The organism is Granulicatella sp. 20925_1_45, assembly GCF_041433555.1.
GTDB lineage: Bacteria > Bacillota > Bacilli > Lactobacillales > Aerococcaceae > Granulicatella.
In genome coordinates this window covers 23,860-29,940 of sequence record NZ_JAPWBR010000023.1, presented here as the reverse complement: position 1 = coordinate 29,940, position 6,081 = coordinate 23,860, and the positions used below count along the sequence as shown (strand labels likewise).

The 6,081-nt window shown below is 42.1% G+C and carries 5 protein-coding genes, 13 tRNA genes and 1 rRNA gene; all 19 read left to right on the top strand.

Features of this window, described 5'->3' with window-relative positions:
- Positions 1 to 6: 6 nt before the first annotated feature.
- A 5S ribosomal RNA gene (gene rrf / locus O3798_RS07685) occupies positions 7 to 122 on the top strand.
- Positions 123 to 133: 11 nt separating this feature from the next.
- Positions 134 to 207, top strand: a tRNA-Asn gene (locus tag O3798_RS07680).
- 27 nt (positions 208 to 234) lie between these two features.
- A tRNA-Ser gene (locus O3798_RS07675) sits at positions 235 to 324 on the top strand.
- A 25-nt stretch (positions 325 to 349) separates the two neighbouring features.
- Positions 350 to 421 (top strand) — tRNA-Glu (locus tag O3798_RS07670).
- A gap of 8 nt (positions 422 to 429) precedes the next feature.
- Positions 430 to 519: transfer RNA gene (locus O3798_RS07665), tRNA-Ser, on the top strand.
- A 9-nt stretch (positions 520 to 528) separates the two neighbouring features.
- Positions 529 to 601, top strand: a tRNA-Met gene (locus O3798_RS07660).
- Between the two features lie 3 nt (positions 602 to 604).
- Positions 605 to 677, top strand: a tRNA-Asp gene (locus O3798_RS07655).
- Between the two features lie 17 nt (positions 678 to 694).
- Positions 695 to 767, top strand: a tRNA-Phe gene (locus O3798_RS07650).
- A 3-nt stretch (positions 768 to 770) separates the two neighbouring features.
- Positions 771 to 851: transfer RNA gene (locus O3798_RS07645), tRNA-Tyr, on the top strand.
- Positions 852 to 882: 31 nt separating this feature from the next.
- Positions 883 to 953, top strand: a tRNA-Trp gene (locus O3798_RS07640).
- A gap of 17 nt (positions 954 to 970) precedes the next feature.
- Positions 971 to 1,043, top strand: a tRNA-His gene (locus O3798_RS07635).
- Between the two features lie 5 nt (positions 1,044 to 1,048).
- Positions 1,049 to 1,120, top strand: a tRNA-Gln gene (locus O3798_RS07630).
- Between the two features lie 17 nt (positions 1,121 to 1,137).
- Positions 1,138 to 1,208, top strand: a tRNA-Cys gene (locus O3798_RS07625).
- A gap of 9 nt (positions 1,209 to 1,217) precedes the next feature.
- Positions 1,218 to 1,301 (top strand) — tRNA-Leu (locus O3798_RS07620).
- A 169-nt stretch (positions 1,302 to 1,470) separates the two neighbouring features.
- Complete coding sequence (locus tag O3798_RS07615) at positions 1,471 to 2,706, top strand: glycosyltransferase family 4 protein (RefSeq protein ID WP_371464150.1); 1,236 nt, start codon at positions 1,471 to 1,473, stop codon at positions 2,704 to 2,706.
- Positions 2,702 to 3,574: an NAD(P)-dependent oxidoreductase gene (locus tag O3798_RS07610; protein ID WP_371464151.1), complete on the top strand. Its 873-nt coding sequence runs from the start codon at positions 2,702 to 2,704 to the stop codon at positions 3,572 to 3,574. Before O3798_RS07615 ends, O3798_RS07610 begins: the two co-directional genes overlap by 5 nt.
- Before the next feature lie 90 nt (positions 3,575 to 3,664).
- Positions 3,665 to 3,895 (top strand): YkuJ family protein, encoded by a 231-nt coding sequence (locus O3798_RS07605; protein WP_371446329.1) that lies wholly within the window; start codon positions 3,665 to 3,667, stop codon positions 3,893 to 3,895.
- A gap of 79 nt (positions 3,896 to 3,974) precedes the next feature.
- Complete coding sequence (locus O3798_RS07600) at positions 3,975 to 5,183, top strand: homoserine dehydrogenase (protein ID WP_053087858.1); 1,209 nt, start codon at positions 3,975 to 3,977, stop codon at positions 5,181 to 5,183.
- Positions 5,183 to 6,079: a homoserine kinase gene (thrB, locus tag O3798_RS07595; RefSeq protein ID WP_053087857.1), complete on the top strand. Its 897-nt coding sequence runs from the start codon at positions 5,183 to 5,185 to the stop codon at positions 6,077 to 6,079. Before O3798_RS07600 ends, thrB begins: the two co-directional genes overlap by 1 nt.
- Positions 6,080 to 6,081 lie beyond the last annotated feature (2 nt).

Genomic DNA, 6,081 nt, shown 5'->3' with positions numbered 1-6,081 from the left:
ATAAAGTGTGGTGACGATGGCAAGAAGGATACACCTGTTCCCATCTCGAACACAGAAGTTAAGCTTCTTAGCGCCGATAGTAGTTGGGGGTTTCTCCCTGCGAGGGTAGGACGTTGCCACGCTTTGTTATTTTTCCGCCATAGCTCAGTTGGTAGTAGCGCATGACTGTTAATCATGATGTCGTAGGTTCGAGTCCTACTGGCGGAGTTCATTCGTATAAATGTTTGGAAACTCGGAGAGTTGTCCGAGCTGGCCGAAGGAGCACGATTGGAAATCGTGTAGACGGTTAACCCTGTCTCAAGGGTTCGAATCCCTTACTCTCCATTTATATGATTGATATAGTTACCATGGCCCGTTGGTCAAGCGGTTAAGACACCGCCCTTTCACGGCGGTAACACGGGTTCGAGTCCCGTACGGGTCATTTTTTATGGAGGATTACCCAAGTCCGGCTGAAGGGAACGGTCTTGAAAACCGTCAGGCGTGTAAAAGCGTGCAAGGGTTCGAATCCCTTATCCTCCTTAATATTATCGCGGGGTGGAGCAGTTGGCAGCTCGTCGGGCTCATAACCCGAAGGTCGTAGGTTCGAGTCCTACCTCCGCAATTAGGTTCCGTGGTGTAGGGGTTAACATGCCTGCCTGTCACGCAGGAGATCGCGGGTTCGATTCCCGTCGGGACCGTAAAATTTAATTAGCTAGGCTCGGTAGCTCAGTTGGTAGAGCACTTGATTGAAGCTCAAGGTGTCGGCAGTTCGATTCTGTCCCGAGCCATTTGGAGGGGTAGCGAAGTGGCTAAACGCGGCGGACTGTAAATCCGCTCCTTCGGGTTCGGCAGTTCGAATCTGCCCCCCTCCATTATTTGGAATTGAATTTTCAAAAACTATATAGGGGTATAGTTTAAAGGTAGAACAGCGGTCTCCAAAACCGTTAGTGTGGGTTCGATTCCTGCTACCCCTGTTTTAAATATTATTATGGCGACCGTGGCGAAGTGGTTAACGCATCGGTTTGTGGCACCGACATTCGGGGGTTCGATTCCCCTCGGTCGCCTATCTTGGGGTATAGCCAAGCGGTAAGGCAACGGACTTTGACTCCGTCATTCGTTGGTTCGAATCCAGCTACCCCAGTTTTTTTATATTTTGGTGGCGGTATAGCCAAGTGGTAAGGCAGAGGTCTGCAAAACCTTCATCACCGGTTCAAATCCGGTTACCGCCTTCCTGATATGCCGGCGTGGCGGAATTGGCAGACGCGCTGGACTCAAAATCCAGTGCCCGCGAGGGCGTGCCGGTTCGACCCCGGCCGCCGGTATCGGTTTAAGCTCAACGTTAATCGTTGAGCTTTTTTTGTGTCTAAGTGGAAAAATATAACGAATATTCGCTTATAATTAACCCCTTATAGTGACACTACAGCGTGTATCGTTTATAATGGAAAGGATAATAGAAATAATTTTGTTTATTTCAAATTTAAGGAGGTAAGTATGCGAATCGGTATATTTACAGATACGTACTTTCCACAAGTGAGTGGAGTTGCGACTTCAATACGTGTATTAAAAGAAGACTTAGAAAGACAAGGGTATAAGGTAATTATTTTTACAACAACGGATCCAAAGGTAACGGAACCGGAAGAGAATATTGTTCGATTAGGAAGTATTCCTTTCTTTGCGTTCAAGGATCGTCGTGTGGCGATTCAAGGCCTAGGGAAAGCTTACCGAATTGCGAAAGAAAATGAATTGGATATCATTCATACTCAGACGGAGTTTAGTCTTGGGTTGGCAGGTAAATTAATTGCTGCGATGTTGAAGATTCCAACGATTCATACGTACCATACAATGTATGAAAAATATTTACACTATGTTGCAAAAGGGAAAGTGCTACGTCCAAGTCATGTGGCGTATATCTCGAAAGCATTTTGTAATCAAACAAGTGGAGTGGTTGCTCCAAGTCAAATGACAAAAGATAAGCTGATTGAATATGGAGTGCTTCAGGAAGTTCGAGTGATTCCAACGGGAGTCGTTGTTCCTTCACAAGAGCCAGACGTTGCTAATGCTTTGAGAAGTGAGCTTGGCTATTCAGATGATGAAGTGGTGCTTCTATCTCTTAGTCGTTTGTCACAAGAAAAAAATATCGCTGCTGTGATTGCGGCATTACCAGCCATTGTAGCAAGTAAGCCAAATGTGCGCTTATGTATTGCAGGTGGCGGACCTGAAAGAGAAAAATTGGAAGCGCAAGTGACAGAACTTGGCATGACCGATTTTGTTCAATTTGTGGGCGAAATCAAAAATGAAATGGTTTATAAGTACTATCAAATGGCGGACCTTTATGTGAATGCATCTGAATCTGAAAGCCAAGGATTAACTTACCTAGAGGCACTCGTTAATCGCGTTCCAGTCATTGCTAAGAAGAACGATTACTTAAGCAGTCTTATTACAGCAGATGCTTTAGGAATGTTATTTGAAACAGATGCGGATATTGCGGATTGTGTCTTAGGCTATATTGAAAACCAATTAGGGAATGAAGCTGAAGTTTCAGCGTTACAAGACCAGTTATTAGCTGAAATTTCTTCTGAAACTTTTGGAGAAAGAATTGTAGATTTCTATGAGGCTGCGATTAACGGCTATCAATGGAATCAAGAACATTCTCATAATATTATGAACCTCATGAAATTTTTACGTTTATCGACGAACGAGTTAAAGGATGAAGAAAATGACCATTAAAACTATTGGATTTATCGGAACAGGCGTGATGGGGAAATCCATGATTCGTCATCTGCTAAAAAAATATAAGGTTGTTGTGTATAACCGTACGAAAGAAAGAGCATTAGACCTTTTAGAAGAGGGAGCAACTTGGGCGGATACGCCTACTGATGTAGCTAATGCAGCAGATGTAGTGTTAACCATCGTTGGTTATCCAAAAGATGTGGAAGAAGTGTATTTCGGTGACCAAGGGATCTTCAAGTCTACGAAAGAGCATCTCGTGGTGGTGGACCTTACTACAAGTACACCAACTTTAGCTAAACGTATCGCCGAAGAAGCTGCAGCACGCTCATGGGAAGCGCTAGACGCACCTGTATCAGGTGGCGATCTTGGTGCTAAAAACGGAACGCTTTCTACGATGGTGGGTGGTACAGAAGAAACATTAGAAAAAGTATATCCAGTATTAGATTGCTTCTCTAAGACGATTACACTCCAAGGCTCAGCTGGTGCTGGTCAACATACGAAAATGGCTAACCAAATCATGATTGCCGGAACGATGACAGGCTTAACAGAGATGCTCGTTTATGCAAAAGCAGCAGGTTTAGACATGGACAAGGTATTACAAACAGTTGGTGCAGGAAGTGCGGCTAACTGGTCACTTTCAAATTATGGACCTCGTATTTTAAAAGAAGATTATTCACCAGGGTTCTTTGCAAAACATTTCCTAAAGGACTTAGGAATTGCGCTGGATGAAGCTGAAAGAATGCGTCTATTTTTACCGGCAACATTACAAGCGAAAAAACTATACGAAACGCTTTGTGATGATGGCTTTGCAGACGATGGAACTCAAGCTTTAATCAAATTATATTGGAACCTACCAAATGAATAAAAAACTCTTAAATAGAGTGGTTATTCTTACTATCAGAGATGGGTTTTATGGTAGAATAGTGAAAGAAAGTTTGAAAGGGGTAGTAATGATATGAAACCTTCACAATTGGTGGCAATTGTCCAACGTTTACAAACAATGGCGGCACAAGATTCAGATATCGAGGTGCGTCGCTTCGAAAAAGATGGCGTTGAAAAAGCTATCGTTACTTTTAATCAAGAAACAAGTAGTTTTGAATTAGTAGATGTAGAAACAAATCAAACATTCCAATTTGATGATATTGATTTAGTGACAATTGAAATTTTTGAAATGTTACAAGATTAAAATAATAACTGTGAGTAAAGCCACGGCGCAGAGTGTCTGTGCTGTGGCTTTTCAATATATTAGATGAGGATTGAAATAAATGAAAATTGCGTTATTAGGATTTGGAACAGTTGGTAGTGGTGTATACAATATTTTAAAGAAAAATGCATCAAAATTAGAACGCGTTCTACCAGAAGAAATTGAAATTAAGACAGCGTTAGTAAGAGACCCAGAATTGATGGAACAAACAGATGTTGTATTTACAAACAATATTAATGACATCGTTCATGACCCTGAAATTGAATTAGTGGTCGAAGTGATGGGTGGCATTACAACGGCTTATGAATATGTGCGAGCTTGTTTACTCGCTAAAAAATCTGTTGTTACAGCCAATAAAAATCTTATTGCCGTTCACGGCGTTGAATTAACAACACTAGCCAAATTAGAAGATGTGTACTTGTACTATGAAGCAAGTGTCGGCGGTGGAATTCCTGTTCTTCGTCCGATGGTGCAACACTTTGAAACCAATGAAGTGGAATCGATTGTTGGTATCGTCAACGGAACAACAAACTTCATTTTAAGTTCTATGGAAAAAGAAGGACTCAGCTACGAAGCAGCATTAAAGATTGCTCAAGAAAAAGGATTTGCTGAAGCGGATCCTACAAGCGACGTAGAAGGTCACGATGCAGCTTATAAATTAATGATTTTAACGCGTTTAGCTTACGGTGTGAACGTGACTTTTGAAGAAGTTGTTAAAACAGGAATTTCTGGAGTCACTACTGCTCACATGAAGATGGCTTCTGAGAATGGGTATGCGATTAAACTTCTAGCCAAAGCTCTTAGTGATGGCGAAAAAGTTTCGCTTGAAGTGGCACCGACTTTCGTACCAGCAAATCATTTATTAGCGCAAGTTCATTATGAAAACAACGCGATTTCTGTAACAGGAAATGCAGTGGATGAAGTTCTATTTTACGGAAAAGGAGCAGGCTCACTTCCAACAGCAACAAGTGTCTTAGCAGACGTGGTTGAAGTACTTCGCCGCAAAGTTAATGGTAGTGCGGTGGAAACATTTGGCCGTGTAGACAGCCCATTAGTGGAATTCAGTCCAGAGGCTGCGACAAGTTCTTATTTCGTCTATGGAAAAGGAAACTTGGAAGAAGCTCCGTTTAATGGAGAAATTGTATCAAACAGCCAAGGTGAATTCGGAGTTCGCTATACAGCTTTAACTGTAAGTGAGCTAGCCAAAGTAAAAGAAGCTTTTGCTCATCTAAATGAAGTCGCTATTTATCCAATCTTGGAGGAAGCATAATGGCAGTAACAATTAAAGTTCCAGCAACTTCAGCCAATATCGGACTTGGATTCGATTCGCTTGGGATTGCAGTGAATTTATATTTAACACTTCACGTAGGAGAACCTTCTAGCGAATGGGTGATTGCACATCCGTTTGGAGAAGAAATCCCTACGAATGAAGAAAACTTAATTATCGAGACGGCTTTAAAAGTTTGCCCAACATTAGCACCGCATAAACTCGTATGCGAAAGTGAGATTCCTTTAACAAGAGGACTTGGAAGTAGTTCAAGCGCGATTGTTGCTGGAATCGAATTAGCTAATGTATTAGGCAACTTACAGTTAACAAACGACGAGAAAGTCAAATGGGCAACTCTTTTCGAGGGACATCCTGACAATGTGGCACCGGCAATCTTAGGGGGCGTCGTTGTCGCAACTTATGATCACCACACGCAAGAAGTGTTGACGGTTCATAAAAATGTGGAAGCACCGATTGCAATGGTCGCTGTGATTCCAAACGTTCAATTATCAACGAAGAAGAGCCGTGGTGTACTACCAAGTTCGCTAGCATACGGTGAGGCAGTCGAAGCAAGTAGCCGCAGTAATGTCTTAGTGGCAGGATTAATGGTCGAAGATTGGAAAGTCATTTCTTCAATTGTTGAAAAAGATTTATTCCATGAAACGTATCGTTCAACCCTTGTTCCTTGGATGGAAGAGGTTCGTACGATTACAAAGCAGGAAGGCCTTGATACATGCGGAACTTACCTAAGTGGAGCAGGCCCAACGGTGATGACGTTTGTTCATAAAGAACAAGTTGATCGTTTTGTACAAACATTAGAAAAGTATTTAGAAACAACGCTGAAAGATTGCGCGATTCGTGTGCTCGAAATTGATGCACAAGGCGTTTACGTAAAGTAGAA